Origin of the sequence: Acinetobacter uliginosus (assembly GCF_044130295.1) — a bacterium.
Taxonomy (GTDB): domain Bacteria; phylum Pseudomonadota; class Gammaproteobacteria; order Pseudomonadales; family Moraxellaceae; genus Acinetobacter.
This window is the reverse complement of sequence record NZ_JBIQOC010000065.1, coordinates 1-26,472: the sequence shown is the minus strand read 5'-3', so window position 1 is coordinate 26,472 and position 26,472 is coordinate 1. Positions and strand designations below refer to the sequence as shown.

The 26,472-nt window shown below is 40.2% G+C and carries 28 protein-coding genes and 1 rRNA gene; 13 read left to right on the top strand and 16 right to left on the bottom strand.

Features of this window, described 5'->3' with window-relative positions:
- Window positions 1-123: 123 nt before the first annotated feature.
- From ACE01T_RS12545 to ACE01T_RS12525, 5 genes are all read right to left on the bottom strand, one after another.
- Entirely contained in the window at window positions 124-1,026 is a 903-nt protein-coding gene (locus ACE01T_RS12545; RefSeq protein ID WP_395519363.1) for a recombination directionality factor, read from the bottom strand.
- Between the two features lie 177 nt (window positions 1,027-1,203).
- Window positions 1,204-2,208 carry a YqaJ viral recombinase family nuclease gene (locus ACE01T_RS12540; protein WP_395519364.1) on the bottom strand — a complete coding sequence of 335 codons (1,005 nt, stop codon included), beginning with the start codon at window positions 2,206-2,208 and terminating at the stop codon, window positions 1,204-1,206.
- Window positions 2,209-2,426: 218 nt separating this feature from the next.
- Entirely contained in the window at window positions 2,427-3,464 is a 1,038-nt protein-coding gene (locus ACE01T_RS12535; RefSeq protein WP_395519362.1) for a DUF932 domain-containing protein, read from the bottom strand.
- 20 nt (window positions 3,465-3,484) lie between these two features.
- Window positions 3,485-3,757: a hypothetical protein gene (locus ACE01T_RS12530; RefSeq protein ID WP_395519361.1), complete on the bottom strand. Its 273-nt coding sequence runs from the start codon at window positions 3,755-3,757 to the stop codon at window positions 3,485-3,487.
- A gap of 109 nt (window positions 3,758-3,866) precedes the next feature.
- A complete protein-coding gene (locus tag ACE01T_RS12525) occupies window positions 3,867-4,736 on the bottom strand; it encodes a YagK/YfjJ domain-containing protein (RefSeq protein WP_395519360.1) in 870 nt (289 codons plus the stop codon).
- 495 nt (window positions 4,737-5,231) lie between these two features.
- Here ACE01T_RS12525 and ACE01T_RS12520 point away from each other — a divergent pair, with 495 nt between their 5' ends.
- Window positions 5,232-6,152, top strand: a complete 921-nt coding sequence (locus ACE01T_RS12520) for a hypothetical protein (protein ID WP_395519359.1) — start codon at window positions 5,232-5,234, stop codon at window positions 6,150-6,152.
- Between the two features lie 18 nt (window positions 6,153-6,170).
- Here ACE01T_RS12520 and ACE01T_RS12515 read toward each other — a convergent pair whose 3' ends face one another.
- Complete coding sequence (locus tag ACE01T_RS12515; protein ID WP_395519358.1) at window positions 6,171-7,232, bottom strand: hypothetical protein; 1,062 nt, start codon at window positions 7,230-7,232, stop codon at window positions 6,171-6,173.
- Window positions 7,233-7,464: 232 nt separating this feature from the next.
- Between ACE01T_RS12515 and ACE01T_RS12510 the strand changes: the two genes are divergently transcribed.
- The gene (locus ACE01T_RS12510) at window positions 7,465-7,734 is read left to right on the top strand and encodes a pyocin activator PrtN family protein (RefSeq protein WP_161419670.1); all 270 of its coding nucleotides are present in this window, start codon (window positions 7,465-7,467) and stop codon (window positions 7,732-7,734) included.
- Here ACE01T_RS12510 and ACE01T_RS12505 read toward each other — a convergent pair.
- Window positions 7,718-8,863: a site-specific integrase gene (locus tag ACE01T_RS12505; protein WP_180187256.1), complete on the bottom strand. Its 1,146-nt coding sequence runs from the start codon at window positions 8,861-8,863 to the stop codon at window positions 7,718-7,720. The two genes, ACE01T_RS12510 and ACE01T_RS12505, sit on opposite strands and share 17 nt — an antisense overlap.
- A 134-nt stretch (window positions 8,864-8,997) precedes the next feature.
- Between ACE01T_RS12505 and dusA the strand changes: the two genes are divergently transcribed.
- The gene (gene dusA, locus ACE01T_RS12500; RefSeq protein ID WP_395519357.1) at window positions 8,998-10,029 is read left to right on the top strand and encodes a tRNA dihydrouridine(20/20a) synthase DusA; all 1,032 of its coding nucleotides are present in this window, start codon (window positions 8,998-9,000) and stop codon (window positions 10,027-10,029) included.
- A 181-nt stretch (window positions 10,030-10,210) separates the two neighbouring features.
- Here dusA and ACE01T_RS12495 read toward each other — a convergent pair whose 3' ends face one another.
- Together ACE01T_RS12495 and coaBC are read right to left on the bottom strand one after the other, a co-directional pair.
- On the bottom strand, window positions 10,211-10,588 hold the full coding sequence (locus tag ACE01T_RS12495) for a cytochrome b562 (protein WP_166171405.1): 378 nt from the start codon (window positions 10,586-10,588) through the stop codon (window positions 10,211-10,213).
- Window positions 10,589-10,743: 155 nt separating this feature from the next.
- Window positions 10,744-12,009, bottom strand: coding sequence for a bifunctional phosphopantothenoylcysteine decarboxylase/phosphopantothenate--cysteine ligase CoaBC (gene coaBC / locus ACE01T_RS12490; protein ID WP_166171407.1), 1,266 nt, complete (start codon window positions 12,007-12,009; stop codon window positions 10,744-10,746).
- Window positions 12,010-12,121: 112 nt separating this feature from the next.
- On the opposite strand from coaBC, the gene radC reads away from it, so the two are divergent.
- Together radC and ACE01T_RS12480 are read left to right on the top strand one after the other, a co-directional pair.
- Window positions 12,122-12,805: a RadC family protein gene (radC, locus tag ACE01T_RS12485; RefSeq protein WP_166171409.1), complete on the top strand. Its 684-nt coding sequence runs from the start codon at window positions 12,122-12,124 to the stop codon at window positions 12,803-12,805.
- A gap of 82 nt (window positions 12,806-12,887) precedes the next feature.
- Window positions 12,888-13,799 carry a bestrophin family protein gene (locus ACE01T_RS12480; RefSeq protein ID WP_086195896.1) on the top strand — a complete coding sequence of 304 codons (912 nt, stop codon included), beginning with the start codon at window positions 12,888-12,890 and terminating at the stop codon, window positions 13,797-13,799.
- A gap of 94 nt (window positions 13,800-13,893) precedes the next feature.
- Here the strand turns inward: ACE01T_RS12480 and ACE01T_RS12475 are convergent, their stop codons facing one another.
- The gene (locus ACE01T_RS12475; protein ID WP_395519356.1) at window positions 13,894-14,745 is read right to left on the bottom strand and encodes a PHP domain-containing protein; all 852 of its coding nucleotides are present in this window, start codon (window positions 14,743-14,745) and stop codon (window positions 13,894-13,896) included.
- 45 nt (window positions 14,746-14,790) lie between these two features.
- Here ACE01T_RS12475 and ACE01T_RS12470 point away from each other — a divergent pair, with 45 nt between their 5' ends.
- From ACE01T_RS12470 to mnmC, 4 genes are read left to right on the top strand one after another with little or no spacing between them, the layout of a single operon-like run.
- Window positions 14,791-15,405, top strand: coding sequence for an inner membrane-spanning protein YciB (locus ACE01T_RS12470; RefSeq protein ID WP_086195898.1), 615 nt, complete (start codon window positions 14,791-14,793; stop codon window positions 15,403-15,405).
- Between the two features lie 26 nt (window positions 15,406-15,431).
- Window positions 15,432-15,734, top strand: a complete 303-nt coding sequence (locus ACE01T_RS12465; protein WP_166171415.1) for a YciI family protein — start codon at window positions 15,432-15,434, stop codon at window positions 15,732-15,734.
- Between the two features lie 4 nt (window positions 15,735-15,738).
- Window positions 15,739-16,245 carry an SH3 domain-containing protein gene (locus ACE01T_RS12460; protein ID WP_180044335.1) on the top strand — a complete coding sequence of 169 codons (507 nt, stop codon included), beginning with the start codon at window positions 15,739-15,741 and terminating at the stop codon, window positions 16,243-16,245.
- Between the two features lie 56 nt (window positions 16,246-16,301).
- The gene (gene mnmC, locus ACE01T_RS12455) at window positions 16,302-18,200 is read left to right on the top strand and encodes a bifunctional tRNA (5-methylaminomethyl-2-thiouridine)(34)-methyltransferase MnmC2/FAD-dependent 5-carboxymethylaminomethyl-2-thiouridine(34) oxidoreductase MnmC1 (protein ID WP_180044333.1); all 1,899 of its coding nucleotides are present in this window, start codon (window positions 16,302-16,304) and stop codon (window positions 18,198-18,200) included.
- 162 nt (window positions 18,201-18,362) lie between these two features.
- On the opposite strand, the gene ACE01T_RS12450 is transcribed toward mnmC, so the two are convergent.
- Window positions 18,363-18,677 (bottom strand): rhodanese-like domain-containing protein, encoded by a 315-nt coding sequence (locus tag ACE01T_RS12450; protein WP_166171421.1) that lies wholly within the window; start codon window positions 18,675-18,677, stop codon window positions 18,363-18,365.
- A 92-nt stretch (window positions 18,678-18,769) separates the two neighbouring features.
- Between ACE01T_RS12450 and ACE01T_RS12445 the strand changes: the two genes are divergently transcribed.
- Both ACE01T_RS12445 and ACE01T_RS12440 read left to right on the top strand, forming a co-directional pair.
- Window positions 18,770-19,258 carry a YajQ family cyclic di-GMP-binding protein gene (locus tag ACE01T_RS12445; protein WP_166171424.1) on the top strand — a complete coding sequence of 163 codons (489 nt, stop codon included), beginning with the start codon at window positions 18,770-18,772 and terminating at the stop codon, window positions 19,256-19,258.
- A gap of 32 nt (window positions 19,259-19,290) precedes the next feature.
- Complete coding sequence (locus tag ACE01T_RS12440) at window positions 19,291-19,791, top strand: DUF4442 domain-containing protein (protein WP_395519355.1); 501 nt, start codon at window positions 19,291-19,293, stop codon at window positions 19,789-19,791.
- 85 nt (window positions 19,792-19,876) lie between these two features.
- Here the strand turns inward: ACE01T_RS12440 and ACE01T_RS12435 are convergent, their stop codons facing one another.
- Genes ACE01T_RS12435 through ACE01T_RS12425 form a run of 3 tightly spaced genes read right to left on the bottom strand, consistent with a single transcriptional unit; the run spans window position 19,877 to window position 21,638 of the window.
- Complete coding sequence (locus ACE01T_RS12435) at window positions 19,877-20,248, bottom strand: acyl-CoA thioesterase (RefSeq protein ID WP_240921688.1); 372 nt, start codon at window positions 20,246-20,248, stop codon at window positions 19,877-19,879.
- A gap of 55 nt (window positions 20,249-20,303) precedes the next feature.
- Complete coding sequence (gene trxC / locus ACE01T_RS12430; RefSeq protein WP_086195906.1) at window positions 20,304-20,741, bottom strand: thioredoxin TrxC; 438 nt, start codon at window positions 20,739-20,741, stop codon at window positions 20,304-20,306.
- Complete coding sequence (locus ACE01T_RS12425) at window positions 20,742-21,638, bottom strand: alpha/beta hydrolase (protein WP_395519354.1); 897 nt, start codon at window positions 21,636-21,638, stop codon at window positions 20,742-20,744.
- A gap of 125 nt (window positions 21,639-21,763) precedes the next feature.
- Here ACE01T_RS12425 and ACE01T_RS12420 point away from each other — a divergent pair, with 125 nt between their 5' ends.
- Window positions 21,764-22,099 carry a protein tyrosine phosphatase family protein gene (locus ACE01T_RS12420; protein ID WP_300043663.1) on the top strand — a complete coding sequence of 112 codons (336 nt, stop codon included), beginning with the start codon at window positions 21,764-21,766 and terminating at the stop codon, window positions 22,097-22,099.
- A 565-nt stretch (window positions 22,100-22,664) separates the two neighbouring features.
- Here ACE01T_RS12420 and ACE01T_RS12415 read toward each other — a convergent pair.
- Window positions 22,665-24,662: an Ig-like domain-containing protein gene (locus ACE01T_RS12415; RefSeq protein WP_395519353.1), complete on the bottom strand. Its 1,998-nt coding sequence runs from the start codon at window positions 24,660-24,662 to the stop codon at window positions 22,665-22,667.
- Window positions 24,663-24,815: 153 nt separating this feature from the next.
- Here ACE01T_RS12415 and ACE01T_RS12410 point away from each other — a divergent pair, with 153 nt between their 5' ends.
- Window positions 24,816-26,192, top strand: coding sequence for a dihydrolipoyl dehydrogenase (locus tag ACE01T_RS12410; protein WP_300043659.1), 1,377 nt, complete (start codon window positions 24,816-24,818; stop codon window positions 26,190-26,192).
- 182 nt (window positions 26,193-26,374) lie between these two features.
- On the opposite strand, the gene rrf is transcribed toward ACE01T_RS12410, so the two are convergent.
- Window positions 26,375-26,472, bottom strand: a 5S ribosomal RNA gene (gene rrf / locus ACE01T_RS12405); the annotation flags it as partial.

Below are 26,472 nucleotides of genomic sequence, written 5' to 3'. Positions count from 1 at the left end.
ATGGTGAATATCATGGCTGCTGTAGTGGCTTATTGTTTGAACCCCAATAAGCCAACTTTCCAAAATATGCTAAAAGGTTAAGTGGATTTCATCGAACTCAGGTTAGATACTCTATATAAGCTGTTAATTCACAGCTCTTACACTCCTCTGCAATCCCTGCTGAATATCCTCGACAAACCCTTCAGGCGAAGTCTGTTGCTCCATTGCTCGGCTGTGTTCTTGTTCAGGATAGTATTCCTCCAGCACATCTAACCCTTCCTCTATATCGGTTTCAAACCCTGCATTCGCAAAACCCTTCCTTGCCGTAAAATCCAAAGCCTCCTGATAAAACCCTGCCTGCTTACTCTGCTCATCAATCTGCTTCGCCTGAATAATCGCTTCATTCAAACTGATCCCATCCCTTAAAGTCAGATCTACGTAGTACACAGGTTGGCGATAACTCTGTGTCGTACTCTTGCCCCGCAATATCAGCTGTAATGGCAAGCAAGATAGTAAGCCTCCTGAAGCTGCATGATAATAACTCAGCCGTGCAGCCAAAGTCCGAATACTATTAAAACCAGCGGTTCTAAAGATGAAGGTCCCAAATTCATCCGATTGATCTAAATTCACATGCAAACGACCATAAGGCTTACACAATCCACCTTGTGCCAATGGACATAAATCAGGAGATGGGCACGGATGTTGCTCGACCCCTTGATTGGTTAAACGCTGGCAGGTTTCCCCATTCCCAACACAGACCGGCCGACCGGTCTGACGGTCAAACAGACTGTATTCCGCCCGTAGGTTTAAGTCAGGATCATTGAAAATCATTCTGACTGGGATCGAACGTAGCTTTTGATTAGGTGCATTGGATCGAAGCTGTTCATCCAGTGGGTGTTTCACCCAACCACTCTCCTTATTTTGGATCTGACTGGTAATGGTGAACTGGTCATCTTTTTCCGGTAGGCGTTTGCCATTCTTTTCCACGACTCGCCCAATGCTGATACGCCCAAGTGCTGGTGGTGTAATTGCTAGACCTTTAATCATTCTATTTTCCTCAATTTGATTTTTTACAGATCATCCACTTTTATGTAGATCTTCTGATTCGATAAACAATGTATATAGCTAGCTACAAAAGCCGCGACCGTATTGCCCTCTATTCCTAGAAAATGGAGGGCGGGGAGCGGTTTTTGCGCTTCGGTGATTAAATGGAAGGAAACAAGCTTAGTCGGTATAAATGTTGAAGCGACGGCTGCCCTGCTTTTGAAGTGGATAAAGCTCGATGAGTTCAGGCTGGTGCTGAAGTAATGACTTGGTATCCAGGCTGACTGCATCTTTTGACTTTTTCCAGACCACCGAGCCACCTATAAAGGTGGCGCGTTCGGCATCTTTCATCAGCATCTGGATCCGATGCTTCAGCTGGTCAAAACGTTCCTGCTTATGCTGAATCTCTTGCTTCATTTTGATGAGTTGATCGAACATCAAATTGGCATTTTCATTTTGCGAGAGATCTTCAACGCTTAGTGGGATATGCGCTGGATAGAGTTGCAGAATGGCTTTGGCTGCGGATTCACTGGCATCGACTGATGGCGGTGTATCGTCTTCCACACATTCCCAGAAATAACGCTCTGCTTTAACGAGGTGTTCAATCACCGATTCAGAACGGGTGACTTTAAAGATTTTAGTTTCATGTCCACAGAGCAATACACAAACATGTGCTGCCTGTTTTCCTGTTACGGCCAGTTGGTGCTGCACTTGACACAGCACATACAGCGGTACACCATCCCGCCAAAGTTTTATCCCATGCTCACCTGCGGTTTTGCATTCAAGGATCTGGACTTCATCACTCCCCACTACGGCATAATCCAGATTCGCCAACATGAAGGACTTATCCGGATCGGGATGCTGTAATACGGCATTCACTCGTCTAACTTTATTATGGGTGTGCATGCTGTAGAACTCGGCCACCAGTGGTTCAAGCTGTTTACCCCAATATAAAGGTGCAACGCCGTTACTCTGGTCTTCAAGGTTCTGCTGCACACGCCCAGTCTTGATCATCCAGAGTTCTAGCATGGACATATAGGGATTGAGTCCACAGGCGGTTGCGGCATCACTGCTGCCAATGCCCTGTTTACGGACTTCTAACCATTCCTGGTAATCCATATTTTTAGTATTGGCTAAACGCCTGGCTGTCGCTGTTCTTTTAGCAGCCGTATTCGATTCATTCATCTCATTCGGAATTGGGAGATGAGGGAGTGGGTGGGTATTCACCAGTGCAATCTGATTCATGGTCTTATCCTTATAAATGGTTGAGGCTGTAAAAATTTGCGGCATAAAAAAAGCCACATCCGAAGATGTGGCAAAGAGGGTTCATTAACTGGATATTGCTGAAAGGCCATGTAACTGAGCACTTACAGCGATTTTAATGACATTCGATTAAATCAAACTTAAACTGCCAGTTTGAGGGCCTGTTCCAGGCCACGCTGTTTCAAGGCAGCACCTGCACCGAACCAGGCAGAATCGAGGCGATGATCAGTACTCATGGCACGACGTTCATGATCGACAAACTCCGTGATCGAGCACAGCAGACCATAAGCTGTATCTTTGGCTGAGCTGAGTTCTGCACCCCGGCCCTGACCATTGAACATATCCATGACCTTATTCATGGCCCGGGCATTCGGCTCAGTCTTATTGACTGATGGACTGGCCTGATTCGCGACATTGCGGTAAAACTGGATGATGTTGTCCTCCTGATCTGCAATGCTTAGGCTAGTGTTGTTAAACACCGCATCAAAATAAGCGGCGGCTTCACCTTGAGTGACTTTGCGCTGGCTGAGCTGTTTCATTTCATACATGTGTTCCTCCCAGGAACGGACTGAAATACCCAGCTGTTGCTTGACTTTATCTGCATCAAACTTGGTACTGTGTGGAACTTTGACCACCCCGGCACTGCTGCTTTGTCGACGTAAGGCAATCGCTAAGGTGTTGTTACACACTACTCGAATGGAAGTAAATTGTGCTGTAGTGGCCAGTGTGCCATCGCAGGCAGTTGCCAGCAGAATATAGCCATTGCTGACATCCTTGCCCTTCAGTGCTGTGCTTTGTCCGGTACGTGCCAAAGCCCAGAACTTCTTACCACCTTTCAGCACCCCTGCGGTTTCCAGTTCAAAGCCGGATTGCTCGGTCAGATCCCGGTAGAACTCCAGAATCTCTTTGGGCTGAACTTCCTGATAACGCTGACTGACCACTGACAAGGGTGCATGGGTATCTGAACGATACAGTACCCGCTGTTCTTCATACGGCATGATGATGCTCTGCCCGCGTTCATTCTGTGCCAGGTAGCTGACATCGGAAGATTCAATCCGCCAGTCCATACCTGCCTGTTTTGCCCAGACTTCAATCGGCTGATTCTGTGTCAGTTGATTACCCAAGCCATGCCAGGGGGTATCACCAACATAAGCCATTTGTTCAACTTGATGTGCCATATCCATTCTCCTGAACTAGGTTAATCAAAATTGCGTTGGCATTGATGACAGTGGAAGTAACGCACTGTTGCTGCTACTGGCCGAGATGGCTGAATAAAGCTATCAATCAATCCACCGACGACTGCACCAGCAATACCGCCCATCCACGGAGAGATCGGCATCGGCAGGCTTTTGGAAATGCTTGCCCCAATTCCAGCACAGGTCATGGAAGACAGGCTGCCCTGATTGGAGGACTGTTGGTCAATGACACGGCTAACGTTTTCGGAATAGCAATACGGACATGTAATATTCATAAGATATACCTCTAAAATGAAAAAAGGCTTACCGCCTGATAAGCCTTTGAATGTAGGAATAAACACTCATTGTTCATGTAGATGATGTATATCTATGATTTTTTGGGATCTATTGATAAGACCGCATTTTATAAAATGGCTTTATCCTCAAGTGTTGTGCTTCTTTTTCAGGACGAACTAGATAAGTTACAGCATTTAGGAATCGGTTCACTTCCTCTGTATTGTCACGATGAATCCTACCGACCCCTAAAATATTTAATTTGGCATACTGGTCCAGTTGTTCTGGATCATGACAATTGAAATACATACCAAGACCACCCGTTATCCCTTTCCACAATTCACCAACCTGTTTTGCTATTCCCCACCCTGATTGTTTCTTGTGTCCATTAAAAATTAATAATAAATGACAATGATAACCCTTAGTTTCTCCTTGCTCTAAAGCCCACGCATAATCAACCAATTCATCAAAAGGTTCTTTCCTTTTACCGATTTCTCTCCGTAACTGTTCCATATCGTCACAAAAGTCTTCAATATCTACTTGCTCATGCCGTTCTTTTAAATACGATAAATCGACACGCACTACCTCAGACTTTGAATAACGCTGGATGGCCTCAGTCACTTTTTCTTTGAGAGATTTTTTATTTCGTTTTTCATTTTCTCTATGCTGTCTTAAATCTTTTAGATGCACAGACTTATACCCTATAAAATATTGCCGATACTCCTTAAAGCTTTTCCTTTGCAAGTAGTCAATCAACTCATTTGATCTTAGTCCTTCAACATCATACTTTTCTAACCAGTCACTCCACGCCTTGATATAACCAAAGTATCTATAAGTTCGGTGATAGATTTTCTTGAAGTCATAGAGTAATACTGCAAAATCCTGAAAGAACAATTCAGGTGCTGTTTCCCGCTCTATCCAAGACTTTGTAGTATTTTCTAATTGAATCAGTAAAGCTGATTCATTAATTCGTGTAGACATAGCTCTTCCGATAAAACAGTTCCATATAAGATTCAAATCTGTATTTTTTAAACCATTAACGAGTTCTCTAGGGAGAACTCAATACTAATTAATATTATTAATATCTAATTTATTATTAATAATATTAATAACCTGCTTACCTCTACCAAAAATACTTAACAATATACTCCTGTATAAACAAAAAAAACCCTATAAAATCTATAAAAAAAAGATCTAGATTAGCTCATTAAAAATAAATATTAGTCTAAAAAGTTATGCAACATCCTCTTATTAAAAATCTATTAATCGTAACAATAAAAAAAACCATAAAATAAAATTTAAGAATATATAAAAACACCCCTTAAGTTTTTTCGATTTATAACACTAGAAATTAATATATAAAAGCATTTGAAAAAATAGTGTGAAAACACTGTAAATACAGCGAAAAACTTACTGGTAGGTTAGGGAATTCATGCATAAAGTATGCTGTAAGATTTTCGTAAGATAGGTTTAAATATGAACAACAGAGCTGCCCTTGAAAACCTTAAGGCTTTTATTTCAATACGTACAGACGAAGAACTAGTTTGGGTTTTACATGTCTTTAATAAAAATGAAGTGGCGTATCACTTCTCTGAACTTACAAAAAGAGAGAGAGAAATATCAGGTTTAAAATCTGATATTGATAATCTAAATAGTTTCAAGCAACTGAAAGACATTAAAAGTTTTATTATTAAATACTGCGAGGACTATAGAAGCAGTAGAATCGATGATTTACTAGATAACCTATTAGATTTTAAAAGTGGAATAGAAGTATCAGGTATTGATTTTACAGAGTTTAAAAATAATAAGAGATTTTTAAACTTTGCCTGCAAATTACTGAATGAGGATGTTAGAGAAAAAGAGCTAACAAACTTTAAGTCGCAATATATAAATTTTTTATATGTTGCTTTAACTTACCCTTCTTATTATGAAAATCCACGACGTATTGAAAGAGTTGTCAATAAATTTAGCGAGATATACTCCAAATATCCATCACACTTCAAAGGTGATGAAGATAACAGTTTTTATATTTGGGCAAAAAAGTATATGGATGAAAACCTAGCCTATAGAAGCAAATCTTACAGTCCAACTGAAGAATCAGAATACTGTATTGTCGTCAATTCTATTTTCGATATGCTTTATTATGAAAATGAAGAAGTCCACTATGCCTTACGTAAAAAAATTTCTAATGCTTGGTATCAAAAAGTATATAGAAAAAAAAATAAAGGGAAAAAGGCTCACCATTATGTTTTGAAAAAGAAGACTTTAGATTCTCTACATTGTCTAGCTTTTAAATGGAAAATGAGTCATGAAGAAGTTCTCGAGAAATTAATTGATAAGAGTTATGCTGAAGAATGTACAGACTTTTTGGGTGAATGTAAGTATCAACCAGCTTAAAAAACTAATTTTATTCAATCATTTTTTTGGCTTGTACATTTGCAAGCCATCTATTGCTTGTCTTAATCTAATTTTATAATTTTCTGAATAACGATCATCATAATAAAGTTGATATACAAAATTATAATGCCATTTTCTATCTATTGAGACATTATCAAATACAATTCTAATAAATTGATAAAGACTATACAGCCTAACAGAATTATCATAAAATGTTCTTTGATTAAATGTGTAACCATATTCTTTCATTTTATTTCCTGCATACTCTGTACAAACCTTTTTCTCTTCATCATTTAAATGACTTACAGCGTTTTTTCTACAATCATAAGCACCACTAATTGAGATATTATAATCTGGTCTATAATTAACTTGCTTTTTATTGTGATATATATTATTTGCACTTCCCTCGATAAAGAAAAAAGCTCCAGCTAGTGCAGAAACATTCCTAACATCACCATGAAATATCATTTCCTCATGATTTATCTCTTTATTTATTAAAACCAATAAATCTTTGATTATCCTAACATTTCTATTCATGATATCATTAAAATCTAATCTCATGAACATATTGCTATAGTTATGAATTATTTGCTTTTTTAATATCTCGAACTCACAAAACATTAATACCCTTAAAAAGACTCTATTCATTTCCTCCTTATGTTTAGGGCTCATCTTATCCTCTTTAAGTCGTCCAGTACTTAATATTTTAAGTTCCAACAATTTATTAAAAAATGACATTGATGCTGAGTCAAAATCAAAATACAAAAATTGAGCTAATAATTTATATTTTACTGTTCCATCCAAACAGGAAATATTGGAGTGTCCACATATATTAAAAACATCTTGCAAATATGTAGACACTGGGAAACCACTGCTCTTTACCCTAAGCAATAACTCACCCATAATTCTTTTAAATCTTGACTCAAACACCTGATTTAATTTTAATTCAATCCCACACAACAAATAATGCTTATATACTTCAGCCCTATACTCAGTAAATCCTCTCTGTGAATTTATAGTATCAATCTCATCAGCGACATAGCGATAAAATTCATTCTTCAAATCAGAGAAAGTAGACATCGATGCTAGGTCATGTATGAAAATATAGTCCAAAATATTAAATGCCGAAATCTTCCACTCAGTTACTCGAACCACTGCATTCCCTCAAAGATGTACCACTTAACGACATTTTCCTTTTTTTGGTTTTTTTTACAATATCCACATCAAGTCGATTGATGGCAGTTTAGTCAAAAATTCACAATAAACTTGATAAAAATCATTTATTTAATCTTTTAAACTAAAGGTACACCTTATGAAAAATGCAACGATCAAGACTTCAGACTACTTATTTATGCAGTTTAGAACTGCCATGCCAACACTCGACCAAGTCTGTGATATCTATTATCCACACCTAAGTAAAGCCAAGCGACTTGAAAAAGCTCGGAATGTAGAATTTCCTTTCTGCTGTTTTAAGCTTGATACAAGTCAGAAAGCACCATACTTTGTTGATATTATTGACCTAGCTTTTGTACTTGAAGAAAGATATAAAGATCAATTTGATAATTTTAACAAACTTGATTGAACAGTTTTAAAACTTGTTCAACATCCATAATATTTTTCCTGACCTTTACGGATACATACCGCTCCAGACTACTCCACGAATCATGCAGGCTCACTTGCTGGATTTGTGGAATAGTCATTCCTTTCTCGGCCAAACGTGTACAACCCTCATGACGTAAATCATGAAAATGTATGTCATCTATCCCCAACAACTTGCAAGCCTTTCTAAATTCACTCCCCATTGTCTTTGGGCTTAACGGCACGAGTAGGTTTTCATCGTAACCTCGTTTTAACATCCGATTGCGGACATCTCCATCAAGCAATAAATCAATTATTTGCTGACAATCAGCATGGACACTAAACTCTTTGTGGTTGCCTTTAGAGCCATTCGGATTTTTTAAATCCCGAATCTTCCATAATTTATTCGTTTCATCATAGTCATCCAGTTGCATCCGTGTAATCTCTGCTTCCCGTCTGCAAGAGAAAATTGCAAACCACATGATTAAGTGCATAGGGTAGCTGTAAGATGAATGATTCCATTTTCTAACAAAATACTTTGTAAGTCTTTCAAGCTCATCAAAAGTAGGTAGCCTATCTCTTTTTTGACTAGATGATATTTGACGAGTCTTTCTCAATTGGGCAGTGGTTTTATCAAATGTTGGTAAATCTATTTTCAAATTCCACATGATTGAAGCATGGCTTAATACTCCTCTAATGTGCAATAACTCATGCTGTAATGTGCTGGTAGCTATTGGCTGTAAATTCAGTTTATTAATTCCTTTTTTACGTAAAGACACGTGACTAGAGATATGAGTTGAACTTATTTCTGTAACCCTATTCTGGGCAATGGGTAACTTTTGAATTAATTTAAGCGAGTATGTTTTAGTACGCCCATATTGATCGCCAACCTCTGCTAAATACTTGGTAATCGCATCATATAAGGTTAAGTCCACTAAGTTTTCCTGACCAAACAGAATCTCTGGATTTTCATCTATCTCTGCTTCACGTTTACCGATCCACAGGCTAGCTAATCGCTTTGTAGAAAATGTCTGGCTTTCTTTAAATGCAGGAAATCCTTTTTTATTGATTCTGATCTCCGCACGATAACGGATTGTTCCATCCTTGAGTTTTCGTTGTGCTATAGTACCCACAAAATTTACGCCATAGAAAAATTTACGCCATTATGGCGTAAAAATGGCGTAAATTCTAATCGAAACGGTGCGAATTAGGCGTGAATGGTTGCAAATAATTTAGTATCAATATCAACATAAATGGATGATTTTTAATGATTAAATCAGACACCCTTGAAAATACTAAAGATTTCAGAATTAGCGTTGCCCCGATGATGGATTGGACCACACGTGACTACCGTTTTTTTGCCCGCCTGTTTAACCCAAATATTATTCTGTACACCGAAATGGTGACGACTGGTGCCATTCTATTTGGTGGTGCAGAACGTCATTTGGACTATAACAATGAAGAACATCCAATCGTGTTACAGCTTGGCGGTTCAAATCCAAAAGACTTGGCAACCTGTACTAAAATGGCTCAAGACTGGGGATATGATGAAGTCAACCTGAATGTGGGCTGCCCCAGTGACCGCGTACAAAACAACAAAATTGGCGCGTGCTTAATGGCAGAACCTGACCTGGTTGCTGAATGTATTGGCGAAATGCGTAATGCCGTGGATATTCCTGTCACTGTCAAACACCGTATTGGTATTGACGACATGCAGTCTTATGAAGAAATGCTGCATTTTGTCGATACTGTGGCAAAAACCGGTTGTGACAATTTCATCGTACATGCACGTATTGCCTTGCTTCAGGGCTTATCGCCGAAAGAAAACCGTGATGTTCCGCCTTTACGTTATGAAGATGTGTACCGTTTAAAACAAGACCGTCCAAATCTGCTGATTGAAATTAACGGTGGGGTCAAAACCTTTGCCGAAACCCAAGTGCATTTAAAACATGTCGATGGGGTGATGATTGGTCGTGAGGCTTATCACAATCCATATTTATTGGCTGAACTGGGACAATTATGGAACCTGGAAGCGCCTGACCGTTTTGATATTATGGCGCAAATGATGCCGTATATTGCTAAACGCATGCAGGAAGGTGCTCCACTTTCGATTATCACCCGTCATATTCTCGGGTTGTTCCAGAACTTGCCGGGTGCACGTAAATGGCGTCAGGCTTTAAGTGGCGGCAATGCCAAAACCCTAAAAGATGTAGAAACAGCCTTGATTAATATTCAGGAAGCCATGCAACGTACTGAAGAGTATGTCAGAGAAAATCAGGCACATCTAGCATCAAGTTGATTGCAACTATCCTCATAAAAAATGCCAGCCTATTGCTGAATGGGCTGGCATTTTTTATTTAAATTATGCATAAGGCTTGCTGAAGCAAGATTTACACAGTTCATCTGACAATCACGAGATAAAACGATGTGCTTAATCTAACTTCACCCTTCCAAACCTTAAACGGTAAATGTACATTAAATTAGTGATGATTATAAACCGCATGTCCCTGATCTTTCACCAGAGCAATTTTTTTGCCTTCTACTTTGGCTTGGTCCAATTTACCACTTTGAACCAATAATCTGGTTTTTTCAATCTCCACCAGCAATTGACTGTATAAAGCATCTGAGCTTGGTGCTTTTGCATCATGAGCTTTTAACTTCACTTTTTTTGCATCTAAAGCAGCAGCCTTCATATTATCCAGTGCTTTCAGTGCATCTTTCTGATTATCAGCCTTGTTAAACATTTTAAAGTTTTTTCCAAGCGTCATCATATTTTGTTCAAGCGCACCGGCAAAACTCAGGCTACTGAACGACAAAGCGGCAGAAAACATCACTGTGGCTACAGTTTTTTTCATCATGTTGATGTCCTTGTAAAGATCCGTTTCAAAAAATAGGAAGCTTATTGTTACAGTTAAATTATTCTGAACATTTGCGCTTTAAGCATTAAACATAGTGTAGATGCCATAAAAAATGCAACGGAAAGGTTGCATTTTATTCAATGGCCTCGCTTTTTTTAAACAGGCTGCATTTTATGATGCAATGCATCATGAATCGCTTCCACCAACTGCTGGGCGATTTCCTGTTTCGATGCTTTTTCCAGATCACGCTGCTGCATTTGATACTGCTCAGCAAAGAACACAATCATGGCATTTTCATCAGAGGCAAAACCGATGTCAGGACGTGAAACATCATTACAGGCAATCATATCCAGTTTTTTCGCCACCAGCTTACCAGCTGCATATTCTTCAACATTGCGGGTTTCAGCAGCAAATCCCACCATAAATGGACGTTTTTGTTGCTGGGCAATGGTTGCCACAATATCCGGATTTTTAATTAAAGCCACATTCAGCTCATCACCAGCTTTCTTGATTTTATGCTCGGCAACTTCTGCCACGCGGTAATCCGCCACCGCAGCCGTGGCAATAAAGATGTCACAACCTTTATCCAACTGATCCATACTATGTTCCAGCATCTGCATTGCAGACTGTACATTAATACGGCGCACACCATTTGGGGTATCCAGACTGACCGGTCCTGCAATTAAAGTGACTTTAGCACCAGCTGCATAACAGGCCGCAGCAAGGGCAAAGCCCATCTTGCCGGTACTATGGTTAGAAATATAACGGACCGGATCAATCGCTTCACGTGTAGGTCCTGCTGTGATCACTACATGTTTACCGGCCAGCATGCCAAACTTTTCTGCAATCGCACGCTGCGCCTTGTGGAAGTATTCGGTGACTTGTCGCGCTAAATCTTCCGGTGCAGGCATACGTCCCAAACCGACATCGCCACAGGCCTGTGATCCGGCATCCGGCATAATCACATGCACGCCATCTTCGACCAGGGTATTTAAATTACGCTGTGTGGCTTTGGCTGCCCACATTTGCTGGTTCATTGCCGGGGCTACCCAAACCGGTGCTTTGGTTGCCAAATATAAAGTACTGAGTAAATCATCAGCCAAACCTGTCGCAAACTTTGCCAACGTGTCACAAGTTGCCGGGGCAACCAGCAGTAAGTCAGCCCAACGCGCCAATTCGATATGGCCCATGCCGGCTTCGGCTTCAGGATTGAGTAATTCAGTATGTACCGGATTTCCAGACAAGGCCTGGAATGTTAGCGGGGTAATAAAAGCTTGTGCCCCCTGCGTCATCACCACACGGACATTAAAGCCCGCATCTTTTAAACGACGGACCAAAATGGCACTTTTATATGCCGCAATACCACCAGTTACCGCTAAAACAATGTTTTTATTTGGAATCACACTCAAATCGAAGCTCACGAACAGGCTACCTTTCTGTTGCAGTGGCGCTCACAATAGCATTAAATAAAGACATCCCCAAGTCGGCAACTTGGTTAATAATCATTACTAATAACAAAAAAGTCTAAAAACAATGAATTTATCGATTAAACACTGGCCTGAACAGGAACGTCCACGTGAAAGGCTGATTCAACAAGGTGCTGCCAGTCTGTCAGATGCGGAACTGCTGGCCATCTTTTTACGCTCCGGTTCCAAGCAACATTCTGCCGTGGAACTATCCCGCCTGTTATTGCAACATTTTGGTGGGCTGAACTCTATTTTAGATGCCGAGCTTCAGGATTTAAGCCAGTTTCATGGTATCGGGATAAGCAAATATGCCCAACTGATTGCAGTGAAGGAATTGGGACGACGCTATATTTCCACCCATTTACAGCAGGAAAAAATAGAATTAAGCAATTCAAAAATACTCCTGGATTTTTTGAAATTCGAATTACTGGGTGAAATGCAGGAAGTTTTTGCGGTACTTTGCCTTGATGCGCATTTAAGAAAAATTAGCTTTAAAAAAATGTTCTACGGTTCGCTTAATTCGTGTGAAATTTCTACAAATCAATTGCTGCGCTATGCGATCCATCAACATGCCAGTAGCATCGTGATTGCACACAATCATCCTTTGGGAATAGCTCAGCCCTCCCATGCCGACATTGAGCTTACCCGGCGTATTCTAACGGCCTGTCAATTATTGGAAATCAAGCTGATTGACCATTGTATCGTGTCACCAAAAGGAACCTGCTCATTGGCTGAACTGGGGCTGATTTAAACGCAACAATTATGCTGACAAATATTGACAAAAGACCTGCTAACACTGAAGATCAACAAAAAATTTTGCTGATACTAATAACATGATTGTTCGTGATCAACCTAGTGTATTCAAGCTGCTCTTTTCCTGGCGCGGAACCATCCTGCCCAAGGTTTTGCCGCCTTTAGGTGTGGTCATGCTGATCTCCTCAGTGATTGGCGGTCTGTCCTATATTGGTTACTTTCATTTTCCGGAACTTCCACTGGTAGGCTTTACCTTAATTGGGGTGGTGCTATCGATTTTTCTCGGCTTTAAAAACACCGCCTGTTATGACCGCTGGTGGGAGGCCCGTAAACTTTGGGGCATGTTGATTGCCAATGCCCGGCATTTTGACCGTGATTGTCGCATGCTCAGCCAAGGACGTCGTGAACGCATTATTCAGCACGTGATTGTGTTTGCCAATGTACTGCGTGACCGTTTGCGTCACCAGACAGCTAATCCTAAGGCACTAGTAGAAACCAGCGGCATGAGCCAACAGGCTATAACCCAGCTTTACCAGCAGGCCAATGCACCGCAATACACCTTGAGCCTGATTCAATGGGAATTAATGCAGGCGCTGAAAGAAGGTGAAATTTCCGACATTATTTATACTCAAATGAACCAGCATGTGGCTGAATTGAGTCGGGTTCAAACTGGTTGTGACCGTATTGCCACCACCCCTTTGCCTTTTGCCTATTCGGTGCTGCTGAATCGTACCGTGTACTTTTTCTGTTTTATGCTACCGTTTAGCCTGGGTTCAACCTTGGGTTTGGCGACGCCTTTAATGGTCGGTATTTTGGCTTATACTTTTCTAGGTCTGGATGCTTTAAGTTCAGAAATCGAAGAACCGTTTGGTACTCAAAGCAATGATCTGCCCTTAGATTCATTGGTACGCACCATCGAAATTGAATTATTGAGCACCTTAGGTAAGCCGACCCCGCCACCTATTCAGGCACAAGATAATAATCTGCTTTAATTTATGACCTCTCTCTAGCCCTCTTCTTATAGGAGAGGGAACTCCTTTTCCCTTTGGGATGAGGAATATTGTTCTGTAAGGGAATGAGGAATAACTAAACAAAACTCTCCCAAACCCCTACCTGTCCTTCCTTAACGCGCGGAATATTGCCCAGCTTGATCCACGGCATATTGTCACCATGAAAATCACTGCCCACAGATACCTTAAGCCCAAACTGTTCAATCATCCGATCGACCATCTGACGGGTTGAAGCCGGCTCAATGGCAGGTGGAAGCTCCACGGCATCACCACCAAACTGGGCAAAAATTTCAATCAGATAACGGATATTAGTTGCTGATAAATCATATTTTGTCGGATGCGCCAGCACGGCGAAACCCTGACTCTCATGAATCACCTGAATGGTTTCTTCTAAGCCCAAGCCATCAAATTTCACATAGGCCTTTTTGCCTTCTTTAATATATTTATCAAAGGCCTGTTGGGCTCGACTCACATAAGCTTTTTCCACCAAAGTTTTCGCAATATGCGTTCGGGTAATCCGGTCTGCAACACCCTCCACTTTGGCAATCACATCGGCATAAATATCCTCACCAATCAGCGGAACTAGCAAATCACAAATCTGTTTGGCACGAATTGCACGAATCTGTTTTTGCTGCTCCAGTAAGGCAAGTAACGGTTCTGGATTTTGCATATTCAATGCAACCACATGTACAGCATAGTTTTTTTTCGTTGCCGGACGTGACCATTGGCTGGAAATTTCCACACCAGAAATAATCTTCAGCGGTAAATCCTGTGCAATATTTTCAGCTAATTTTAAGCCATCCATGCTATCGTGGTCCGTCAGCGCAAGGGTATGAATGCCTTTTTCCACAGCTGCATGCACAAGTTGTTCTGGAGACAAAGTTCCATCAGAAATATTACTATGTGTATGTAAATCTACGCCTTGCATCACTTATACTATGTCATTTATTTGATCAGATTTAGATACTCTAACATGAAAGCACTTTTAGACTTTGTGCCACTCATTATTTTCTTTTATTTATATAAAACTGTTGATCCAAAAGATACCGAGCATCCGCTATTACATTTGATCGGCTCAGCGGGAGGTATTGATAATAATAACATTTTGGTGGCTACCGCAGGTCTGATCATCTCAATGCTGGTGGTGTATGGCATCTTATTTGTCAGCCAGAAATTCCGCCTGGATAAACAGCAATGGATTGTGCTGTTTATGACGGTCATTTTTGGTGGTATAACCTTAATGCTGAGCGATGATTTTTATATCCGTTTAAAAGCAGCGCTTTTAAATATCGTTTTTGCGGGTGCCTTCCTGCTTTCACCTTATTTTACCAAAGATAAGAAACCTCTGATTCAGCGTTTATTTGGTCCCATCTTTAATTTAACTGCCCAAGGCTGGAAAAATTTAAACTTTGCCTGGGCTGGCATGTTCGCATTCATGTCGTTCTTGCATGTTTTTTTCGCTTTTCTATTTGCTGGCGGAAAATATTGGGGCGAATTTACCGCATTTGGTGACATGATTGTGATGTTTTCCTTTATCATTGTTCAGTTTATTGTCTTGCGCAAATATTTTAAGTCGCCTGAAGCATAATTCAGGTCAACTGATCGAGAAAGAATATGCCTTTATTCGTCGTAACCTGTACCGATAACGAGGGTACAGTCGAAAAACGTCTAGCTACACGTCCAAAGCATTTGGAACGTCTGCAAAAATTAAATGATGAGGGTCGTTTAATTGTGGCAGGTGCCATGCCTAAAGATCCCGGCAATCCACAGGCAGGTTTTTATGGCAGCACGATTATTGTTGACTTTGAAAACCGCGAATCCCTGGATGCATGGCTACAAGATGAGCCTTTCTTAAAAGAAGGCGTCTATGCTCATATTGATGTGAAACCTTTTAATAAAGCTTTCCCTCAAGGATAAAATCATGCGTGTTGTAGTTTCAAGCTTATTGGGTTTCTCTTTAATCTGTTCAACAGCTTGGGCGGTGGAATCTGCTCCTGCTCCGACACCTGCTGTAGCCCCTGCTGCTCAAGCAACGACTGCAACACCTCCACCACAAACTTTAGCTGCAAATAAGCCGGGTACTGTTCCTGCGACCAAGCTGGATGCCAATGGTTTACCCTTGGAGGCCAAACCTCTGACTGCAGAACAAATTGCCAAGAATAAAGCAGTGCAAGATGCCAAAGTGAAGGCATTAGTTAAAGATCAGGCCACCCGCTTACAGCAATTGGAAAAAGCCAATTTAGATGCCTTGTCACAAAACCAGGAACTGCAATTGAAAAACGACAGTTTGGGCGTTCAGGTGCAGGTGTTGCAAAGCGAACGTAGTGCCCAGATGTTTTTATACGGCGCAGCGACGATTGCCGTCGGCGTGTTGCTGGGCTTCCTGATTGCCAGTTATGTCTATACCAAACGTCGTCGTCAGTGGTAATGACGATATTTACTGCTTCATTTAGTTTTACAGCTTGATTTAAAGGTTATTTAGGTTTGTCTCATCCTATTCAAACTGCCGATCTGGATTGGCAACACGTCGATGGCATTGAGGTTCCCGTTTCCAAACAGTTTGGCGATGTCTATTTCTCTAAAGATAATGGCCTGCTTGAAACACGGCATGTGTTTTTAAACGGCAACGATTTATCGACCCGCCTGGCAAAGCTGAATGATTTTGAATATTTCTGTGTTGGTGAAACCGGTTTTGGCACAGGTTTAAATATTTTAGCTTTATGGCAGCTTTGGCAACAAGCTCGCCCGGACAATCATAGCCATCTGCATGCCATTTCTGTAGAAAAGTTTCCATTATCCAAAGATGATCTGATTCGTGCCTTAAATGCATGGCCTGAACTGAAACCTTTAGCTGATCAACTGATTGCACAGTACCCAATACCGATAGCAGGCTGTCATCGTTTATCCTTTCCAGATGAACGTTTTAGCCTGGATTTATGGCTAGGCGATGCCCATGATATTTTTCCCGTGATGGAAAAAACAGCAGTAGTCAACGCATGGTTTTTAGATGGCTTCGCTCCTTCCTGCAATCCGGATATGTGGGAAGAAAACGTTCTCAATAACATCGTGCGTTTATCAGATTTCGGCAGCACTTTTGCTTCATTCAGTGTGGCTGGTGTACTGAAACGTGGTCTGAAAAGTCATGGCATTTCCATTTCCCGTCCGCGCGGTTTTGGACATAAACGGGAAATGCTTAAAGCCATCTGGAATGCACCCGAAGATCAGGTTGAATCTTGCAATGATTTAAATTCCACTGAAAAACAAACTGAACTAAGCACTGCGATTTTTAAACAGCGCCAGATTGCGATTATTGGCGCAGGAATCGCAGGTTTAAGCTGTGCCTGGGCATTTGCTCAGCGTAGCCATCAAGTGACAATCTATGACCAGACAGCACCTCTTTCCGGTGGGTCTGGCAATCCTTTGGCCCTGCTCAATCCGAAACTATGCCCGATTGAACAAAGTTCAGATCATTTAATGACTTTAACCTGGCAGCATGCATTAAATCATTATGTAAAGTTTAAAGCCTTCCGTCCGATGCAGGTCAGCCAGTTAGCACTGAAAAATCCTGAAGTCTTATTAGGTTTGGCCGATGAATATCCGGCAGGGATTGTTGCGATACAAGCAGCCGATCAACAAGAGATTGAAACTGATTTTCCGAGCTTAAACTTACTCGAAGCAGGTGCTGTTTCACCGCATCAACTGCGTGATGAAATTTTGGCACATGCTCAAATTGATTATCAGCAAGCCAAAATCACGAGCATCCAACAACATGACAAAGTTAAACTCTTTGCCGAAGAAAATTTATTAGGTGAGTTTGATCATGTAATTGTGTGTACTGCACGTGAAACAGCACAATTCTTTGAAAATTTTCCAATACTCAAACCGATTCGTGGACAAGTCAGTTGGGTAAACAATAAAAATCATCCCCTTAGCCAAGACACAGCATACAGCTACGGTGGTTACTGTATGCAGCTCGATGATGAGCATTTAATCCTCGGTGCATCCTTCTATCCAAACTGTGATGATGCTGAAATTCTGTTGGAAGATCATGTGCATAACTACGATCTTATCCACAGTGTCTTTCCAACTTATGCACAATCATTAAACGATGTGCATACTTGGCAAGGTCGTGCTTCAGTACGTGCGCAGAGTCAGGACTATTTTCCTCTACTCGGCAAAATGAAAGCGAATGAGGAAATTTATAGCTTTGCCGGCCTAGGTTCGAAAGGCTTTTTATTTGCGCCACTGTGCAGTGAAATGTTAGCAGCGCAAATCTTAGGAGAAGCCTGCCCTGTGCCTGCAAACTTGGTCAAAAAATTGAACGCGACACGGTTTCAGAAGAAAGTAAAAGCCAAGAAACCATATTTTAAGCCTCAGGTCTAATCCTCCAGCCTTTAAAAAAGGGGGGCATTTCCTTCTGCTGAGCAGATTCTAAAGCAATACTTTTAAAATTCTGTACAAGTAAGGGTTAGGGAGAGCATTCTTTTATTCAATCATTGCCAATAAAAAAGCGCCTTTCGGCGCTTCTTTTTTTGCAGCTGCAAATTATGCACCCTGCTCCAGTGCTAAGCCAGCATCGCGTGCTGCACGCGTACCACCCATTAACACCACATATTCACGTGAGCTATCCAAGCTTTCCAACTTTTCAGCCGCACGTGGCGCTTTACTGCCACCACCGCATAAAATGTAAATAGGCTGATCCGACTCCACCTGAGTTAAGCTGTCTGCACTTAAGCCATTAATGGGCTGATTAACAGCACCTTTCACATGACCTTCAGCAAAGGCTTTTGTATCACGAACATCCCAGATAATTGCATTTTCTGGGAACTCAAATGTCGTAATTTCTTGTTTACGGATCATTGCGCACTCCTTTGATGTAAAACAACACTTGGCAAATGAAGAAAACATCCCTAGCATCTCAGATATTCTTTCCCTTTGTAAAGGTCTAAACCATGCCTTCTTTCGATATTGTATCTGAATTAGAAATTTTTGAAGTAAATCATGCTGTTCAAAACACGCAAAAAGAGATTGCAACCCGTTTTGACTTCCGCGGACAAGACGTTTCTATTGAACTGAATGAAAAAAACAAGGAAATCAAGATTTCGACTGAAAGCGATTTCCAATGTGAACAAGTCTACAGCATGCTGGAAAATCATTTCTTCAAACGTAAAGTGGATATTCAGGCGCTTGATCCGCAAAAAATGACTGCTTCTGGCAAAAATGTGATTCAGGTAATCAAGCTTAAAGACGGACTTGACTCTGATACCGCGAAAAAAATAAATAAAGCCATTAAAGAAAGTGGCGTGAAAGTGCAATCATCTATTCAAGGCGACAAAATTCGTGTAACGGATAAAAAACGCGATACTTTGCAACAAGTGATGGCATTTTTAAAAGAACAACAATTTGGTGTGCCTTTGCAGTTTAACAACTTTAAAGACTAAGGCATTGCTGCCATAACACGTCGAGGACTTCCATGACACCGACCAATCGCTTATCGAAACTGGTAAAAGCTACTGCTAAATTACCTAAAGCTATCCGCAATAGACTGTGGAGCAAAGTGTTTGGTCGGGTCGTGCCGATGGTAGGTAATGCGCAAATCCACTACCTTGAAGTCAACCACAGTAAAGTGGTGGTCAAGATTGAAAACCACCGTGCCATGCAAAACCATATTGGTCAGGTTCATGCCTGTGCCATGGCACTGATTGCGGAAACTGCCACAGGTTTTGTCACCGGCATGAATGTTCCGGATTCCTGCATTGTATTAATCAAAAGCTTAAAAGTTGATTTTAAACGTCCAACCCAAGGTGCAATGATTGCAACCGCAACATTAACGGATGAGCAGCAGAAATTAATGCAAGGCTCTGAAAAAGGTGAAACGCTGGTTAAAGTTCAGGTAACAGATGAATCTGGTGAAGAACCGATTCAATGTGAAATGCTGTGGGCATGGATTGCCAAATCCCAATTAAAAAAATAGCTTGTATCTCATAAGCTTCAGTTAAAACGACCAAATTTAGGCAATAAAAAAACCCAATCTTGATTGGGTTTTTTTACGGTTGGAATTATTTATCTTGCTGGGAAGCTAAATATTTTTGTTTGACCTCATCCGGAATCTGACGCTTGGCCCCTTTTACATCCACAGCGACAAAAGTAAATACGCCTTCGGTTACACGAGTAGGTTCACGGGAACTGTCATGACTGTCCCATACTTCAATTTGCATTTGAATTGAGGTATTACCCACTTTTAAAATTTTGGTATAACAGCTAATCACATCACCGACTTTGACTGGAACCAAAAAAGTCATCTGATTAATTGAAATGGTTGCACAGCGTCCTTTACTAAAACGCTCTGCATGAATTGCACCTGCCAAGTCCATTTGTGAAACGATCCACCCACCAAAGACATCACCACTCCAGTTGGTATCTGCCGGCATTGCAATTGTTTGAAGGGAAAGTGTTCCTTCCGGTTTTACATGAGTATCTGACACGTTAACTCCCAGTATTGGCATTTAAATGTTGATCCAGCCACTGTTGTAGCTCTGTAGATCGTAGCGCGCCGCTTATTCTACCAATTTCATTAGTTTTATTCATCAAAACCAGGGTAGGAATACTACGCACATTAAATGCACCACTGAGTCGAGGTGATTCTTCGGTATTGATTTTAGCAAAAATCACTCGCGGATTTTGTTTTGCCACTTGTTCAAAATGAGGTGCCATCATCTTGCAAGGACCGCACCATTCCGCCCACAAGTCAATCAGCACAGGCAGTTCACTATGGGTAATAAAGTTGCTGAAATTGTGCTCATTCAACTCTATTGGAGCCAGAGGAATAAGCGCATGTTGACACTGACCACAGTTTGGATGTGCTTCCAGTTTATCTTCGGGTACTCGGTTTCTGGCACCACATGCAGGACATACAATAATCATTTAGCTCACTCCAATATGTTGGTGTAAAAATTCTAATTGAGTTGATATGGCTTTTTCAAACCATTGACCATGATAGATATCAAAGTGTTGCATATCCCATTCATGGTATTGTACATAAGGCGCGATATTGGTCGCTGTTTCACGGCTAGATTCAATTGGAATCAGGCTATCCTGTTTAGAGGCAATAAATAAAACGGGTACACTGATTTTACGCACATAATGAATAGGACGATAACGGATCAGGTTGAAAAAGACTCGCGCAGGAATCTCGCCACTCCAATAATAATCAGGATGAACAATAGATAGATATCCCTCATAACTATCTGCTGTAGGCATAAAGCATAAACCCTTTTTGCTCACAACAGGCAATGTTTTCGGAGACATTCCTACCTTCGCACCCATATAGTCCTGACTGGATATTTTCAGGGCTGTCGGCAATTGTTGTAAAGGATAAAGCTTGGCACTTTCTGTACCATCGACAAATGGCACTTGCACCATTATTGCCTGAACATTTTTTAATTGTGCCGCCAAATCTAGAACATAACCACCGCTTAAAGACGTTCCCCAAAGTACAATGCGCCTGGAATCAACCGATTTTCGTTCTACAATATGCGCAATCATGGTTCGCCAATCTTCTAACTGGGATTGAATCGAGACCAGCTCACGTGGACGGCCGGTGCTTCCGCCCCAATAACGATAATCAAACAGTACTACGGCATAACCAGCTTCGGCAAAACGCTTGGCATATTGCACCAGTTTAAATTGACGTAAAGCAGCCAAACCATGCGCCATAATGATGACAGCAGGTTTATGTTCGGTTTTGGGACGATAAAAATCCGCAGCAATGACCTCGTGCCCACTATTTACATAGAGTGGTTCAACCGTATAGGAATGCATACGCGCTCCGGTGCGTTATTTTATGATTGTAATCGCTTATAAAAATTTCAACAGATTAAGCTTCAAGTTTCAGCTTAATGCTATCATAAAACATATATCTATTTAGCACATTATGGAGTGACAAAATGAGTGAAAATGTCGGCTTTGCAGGTCAAATTAGTCCAGAACATATAACGCAAATTATTGAAAAAGGTTTTAAATCAATTATTAACAATCGCCCAGATATGGAAGGTGGTCCAGAACAACCTACTAGCGCACAAATTGAAGAAGCTGCACGCAATGCAGGTTTAGACTATGTGTTCCAACCCGTAGTTGCAGGTCAGATTACTGAAGTTGATGTGCGTACATTTGCCAATCACTTTAATGAGCTGCCAAAACCGGTATTAATGTTCTGCCGTACCGGCAATCGCTCAAATAACTTATACCAGCTGGCCAAACAAATGGATTTATTGGATGATTAAGCACGTTGTAAGGCGTGCTTTTTTAGTTTCATTTTGACCTTTAATACCGAATTGTTTGTATAACCTATTGATTCAATCTGTAATTTAAACTTTTCTGTCCGTATTAAAGGTCAAATGACAACCGATAAATTTAAATTATTTTAAAATTTTAAGTCTACCATCACTTACCTCGTTCTAATTAGTGACGAGGCTATTTGGCTTAATTCAATCCACTCAGACATATTACTGAACAATTGCTTATATAAATTTTATTTCCCCACATTACCGATAGTAAAATTTTTAAAACAGACATCGTTAAATTTGTAAAATATGATGATGAATTTATAAAACTTATATTAGTGACAGGTCGAAGTAGCTCTGCTCTTCCCTATTATTTAATAAAGTAAAAATTAGGATTATGTTTAATGAATAAAATTATTGTTCTACTGCTTATTTCATGTGTCATTGGGGGATGTAGCTCAATGAATGTTCGGCCTACGGTTGGGGTGAGTGTAGGCACCTCTATTTAATATCCTTTAAATAAAAAAACAGCGCCGAAGCGCTGTTTCTTGTACAAATATAATTTCTATTGATAATCTACATAAATCGTTGATACTTTACTATCTGGCGAAGAAACAGAAACTTTCAACGTATCTCCTACCGCACATTCTTTTAGACGATAACCATAATAAGTTTGGGTACTGTTTTTAAAAGTTGTTGGCGTTTTAAGGTCGAATACGCTTGCAACCGGTGAACTTCCACTTGCCAGCTCTGCAGTACAAGCTAAATTATTATCTTTTGTATTATCCTCAGGCGTAACACTGATTGTTGTACCTGTTGGCATAGGCACACTTTGAGCACTATTTCCATACATATTAAAAGATAATAAACTTCCACTTGCGTTCACATTGGTAAAAGTTGGTGTATTTTCAGCAAATGCAAATAAAAGCTGCTGACGAATAACCGTATCTAAATTATCGTCACATGTGCCTGTGATATTCGGCTGTCTTATTGTAGATGGAGCACAGGTCACTTTGTTTCCTAATACCGCACGATTATAAAGAAATTCACCAATACCATAATCTTTGTTATATTGATTATCCTCGTTATCGTCACGGAAAAAGCTACCAATATTACTAAGGAGTTGATCTACACCTTTAGTATAAAGATTATCGCCATCTAAATCTGTAAAGGTTTTATCACCCTCAACATAAGCCAATACAGTCACACGATTATCTAAAGGACGAGGTTCTTGTGTTGTTAGAGTTACAGAACACTCTCCTTGGACTGTTGAACAATTAGGTTCAACCTTACCCCCCTCCGAAACAAAGCTAATTACAGTACCATCTGGAACAGGGTTTCGTGTACGATCAACCATTCTCGCTGTAATAGTTGTAGTATCACCATCAATTACATTCTGTAATGAATTTTTAGATACTGATAAACTTAATCCATCTTGAGTTACTCGACCAATGGATACAGATACATTTTTAGATACAGCCGAAACATTTTTGTCTGAAACTAAAGTTGCTCTTATCTCTACAGGCCCAGGTTTATCTCCTGGATAAAGATTCACAATCACTTTACCATTTGAATCACTTTTTATAGTTTTGTTATTTTGATTTCCAAATGATACGAACGATAAATCTTCTGGTGCTTGTACTTTCTCAATCAAAACATCTTGATCTGCTACAGGTACACCATTTGCATACAAAGTAAATTCAATTTGACCAGATGATGCTGAGCCACTTTTTCTAATCCCCAAATTAACTTTATTAGATGTATATACTAGTGAATTAGCTTCAAGTGCCTTAATACTGACATCAATTCCAACTTCTGGGATATTTAAACCTTTTGCCGAAATTTTTTGTGTCCCTGTACAAAGCTTTCCATCTGTACCAATCGCTTTATATGATGTCGTAACATTTCCTTGATTTGATGAAACAACTGTAGGAGGTTCAAATTTACCACATGTTGCAGTGAATTCTACATTGACATTATTCTGATTAACTTTTGTATTTGCATCTTGCGTTTTTAACGTGATATTTGTTGAGCCACCAGACTCTAATTGAGTACTAGCTGCCGTCAAATCGACTAAAATAATATTGGTTGCTTGAAGTGAGAAATTAAGTGCTTGTGTTGATACTTGTGCACCATCAAAATCTGCAACTGCAGAAATTTGATAAGCACCATTGGTATTTATATTTTCAGGTTTAACAGAGATACTCGCTTCACCATTGGTATTGGTTAAAACAGCACCATTGGAACTACCTAAAACAACACCACCAGTCACTGTAAATGTAACCAATGCACCACTAATTCCTTTACCCGACTGATCTGTTACTTTGACTTTAGCGATCACACCTTCTGCTGCGATTGCCTGAGTTAAGTTACCATTTCGATCAATCAATTGAATAGTACTAATATTAACAGATTTTACTTCTTCGCCTGTACTAGGATTCGAAGCATTACCTGAAGTAGAACCTTGCTTATTAAAATACCCCTCACTACCACCACCGCCACAACTTGCAAGTAAAACAGCCAAAGCAACTGTAGATAATTTTAAACTAATATTTTTACTCATGAATATCCCCGGAACCCTCAAAAATTTTAGAGCTTGTTCTTAATTAATATTGCGTGATATGTAATCATAGTTAATACTCTATGTAAATAAAAGCATAATAAATGTTTTACCATGTTAACCTAAAATATGATAAAGAAAGTGAGCCATTTCACAATGTATGACCTGATTATTATCGGTGCAGGCACAGCCGGAATTGCTGCTTATAAAGAAGCCATTAAACATACCCAGAACATTCTTATTATTAATAATGGAGCATGGGATACAACCTGCGCCCGTGTCGGCTGCATGCCAAGTAAGGTTCTTATTTCTGCCGCTAACCGTATGCATGATATCCAAACTGCGGAGAAAGTAGGTCTATCTATTACCTCAAAAATTGATACATCTCAAATCATGCAACATATTCGAATGCTTAGAGATCATTTTACAAATGCGATACTTAAAGATGTAAATAGCTGGACAGCAGAACATAAAATATCAGGACAGGCACAGTTCATTAATCAAAATACAATTACTGTGAATGGTCAGAAATATCAGGCTAAAAGTTTTATTATATCTGTAGGTTCTACTCCAACCTTTGATCCTCAATGGAAAGAACAGCTCGGTGACCGACTCATCACTTCGGATCAGATTTTTGAACTAGAAAAATTACCTCAGTCATTGGCCGTGATCGGTAGTGGAGTCATCGCTATCGAACTTGCACAAGCCATGCAAAGATTAGAGGTCAAGACCACTGTTTTTGCACGTAGCCGTAAAGTTGGCTCCCTAAGTAGCCCAGCTTTGCAGAAATTAGCACAAGATGAAATCAGTAAAAAGTTAAATATTAAATTCGAAACATTACCGACTACAGTTCAGCTTAATACGCAAGGAGTTACAATTAACTTCAATGAAAATAATCAAGCTCAACAACTTGATGTGGAATATTTCCTTGTTGCAACAGGCCGAAGAAGTTATTTAGATACTCTCCTATTAAATAATATCGATCACTCATATACCGATCTTAGAAAACTTCCTGTCAACGATAAAACCAAACAACTTGGTGATTATCCCATTTTCATTGTCGGTGATGCACATAGCAACACCCCTATTCAACATGAAGCAGCACATGAGGGACGTCAAGCTGTACATAACTGTTTAAACTATCCTGAAATTAAAAACTTAAAGACACTTACACCTTTAGCAATCATATTTAGCGCTCCAGAAATGGCAACCGTAGGACAAAGTTTCAAACAACTCAGTGATGCAAAAATTGAATTTGTTACAGGTATGGTTTCTTATGAAAAACAAGGCCGTGCTTTAGCACTCGCTAAAAACAGTGGTGCGCTCGAAGTGTATATTCATCAATCTTCACGCAAGATATTAGGGGCAGAATTATTTGTAGAAGCTGCAGAACATATAGCTCATTTACTGGCATGGATGATTTCTGAGAATTTAACTGTGGATGAAATTTTAGATAAGCCGTTCTATCATCCAACTTTAGAAGAAGGACTAAGAAGCGCTTTAAAACATGCACGTAGACAATTAAAAAACTAATAATCAATACGAAAAGGCCTCGACATCCTGTCGGGGCTTTTTTATGCTTGCATATATAACGTTTATAGAACTACAGATAATAAAACATACGTCTTTTATTCTTTTTTGAATTACATCTTTTTAATAAGAATTCCAGGCAAAAAAAAGCCCCTGCACTTGGCAGGGGCTTTTTAAGAATAATGAGCTGGCGATGACTTACTCTCACATGGGTAATCCCACACTACCATCAGCGCTAAGAGGTTTCACTTCTGAGTTCGGGAAGGGATCAGGTGGTTCACTC